The organism is Actinophytocola gossypii, from assembly GCF_025165815.1.
Classification (GTDB): Bacteria; Actinomycetota; Actinomycetes; order Mycobacteriales; family Pseudonocardiaceae; genus Actinophytocola; species Actinophytocola gossypii.
Genome location: NZ_JAFFZE010000043.1, coordinates 1 through 1,573, shown reverse-complemented (window position 1 = coordinate 1,573; position 1,573 = coordinate 1). Strand labels below are relative to the sequence as shown.

Annotated in this window: 1 protein-coding gene; it reads left to right on the top strand. The window is 72.4% G+C overall.

The window, feature by feature from the left end; genetic code table 11:
* On the top strand, window positions 1–1,573 hold a 1,573-nt coding region (locus JT362_RS35265), incomplete at both ends, for a phytoene desaturase family protein (protein WP_260196303.1).

The following is a 1,573-nucleotide window of genomic DNA, read 5'->3' as shown; positions in this document are numbered from 1 at the left end:
CGGACGCGGTGGTGGTGGGTGCGGGTCCGAACGGGTTGGTGGCGGCGAATGTGCTGGCTGACGCGGGGTGGGATGTGCTGGTGTTGGAGGCGGCTGAGGTGCCGGGTGGCGCGGTGCGGACGGCGGAGATCACGGCGCCGGGGTTCCGCAACGATGTGTGTAGTGCGTTCTATCCGTTGGGTGCGGCGTCGCCGGTGTTGGCCGAGCTCGAACTGGAGCGGTTCGGGTTGCGGTGGCGGCACGCGCCGGCGGTGCTGGCGCATGTGTTCCCGGACGACCGGCATGTGTTGTTGTCGCGGGATCTGGATCGGACCGCTGGGTCGGTGGCGGGGTTCGACGGGCGTGATGGGGATGCGTGGCGGGCGGAGTACGCGCGGTGGGAGCGGATGCGGGAGCCGTTGTTGGCGGCGATCACCCGCCCGTTCCCACCGGTCCGCGCGGGCGCCCGGTTGGCCCGCGTGTTGGGTACGGCCGAACTGCTGCGGCTGGCCAGGATGGTCACCCTCTCGGCCCGCCGCCTCGGTGCGGAGCGGTTCTCCGGTGATGGTGCGCGGCTGCTGCTCGCCGGTAGCGCGATGCACACCGACCTCGGTCCGGACAACGCGGGCAGCGGGGTGTTCGGGTGGCTGCTCGCGATGCTGGGCCAGGACGTGGGGTTCCCGGTGCCCGAGGGCGGCGCGGGCCGGTTGACCGACGCGCTGGTCGCCCGCCTGACCGCCCGGGGCGGGCGGATCGAGTGCGGGCGCAGGGTGACCGAGGTGTTGGTGGCCCGCGGCCAAGCGGTGGGGGTCCGTGACGCCGAGGGTGAGCTGGTGCGGGCCAGGAAGGCGGTGTTGGCCGACGTGCCCGCGCCGACCCTGTACCTGGATTTGGTCGGGGTCGATCACCTTCCAGCACGGTTCGTGGCGGATCTGGAGGTGTTCGAATGGGACGACGCGACCATCAAGGTCGACTGGGCGTTGTCCAGTCCGATCCCGTGGACGGCACCGGAGGTCGGGCAGGCCGGGACCGTGCACCTGGGAGCCGACCTCAACGGGCTCGCCGCGATCAGCACCGACCTCGCCTGCGACCGCGTCCCCGACCACCCGTTCCTGCTGCTCGGGCAGATGACCACCGCCGACCCCACCCGCTCACCAACCGGCACCGAGTCCGTGTGGGCCTACACCCACGTCCCCCGAGGCCACCACTGGCCCCCAGACCGGCTGCAACGACATGCGGACCTCATCGAGCAGGTCATCGACCAGCGAGCCCCCGGGTTCCGTGACCGGATCCTCGCCCGCACCATCCACGGACCGCACGAGTTGGAGACCCACGATCCCAGCCTCGTCGACGGCGCGATCAACGCCGGCACCGCCGCCATCCACCAACAACTCTTCCTCCGCCCCGTCCCCGGCCTCGGCCGCGCCGACACCCCGATCGACCACCTCTACCTCGCCAGCGCCTCCGCCCACCCCGGCGGCGCCGTCCACGGCGCACCCGGCAGCAACGCCGCCCACACCGCCCTCACCCGCCACCGCTTCACCGGACCCGCCTACCGCGCCACCATCAACACCGCCCACCGCGCGCTCTACCG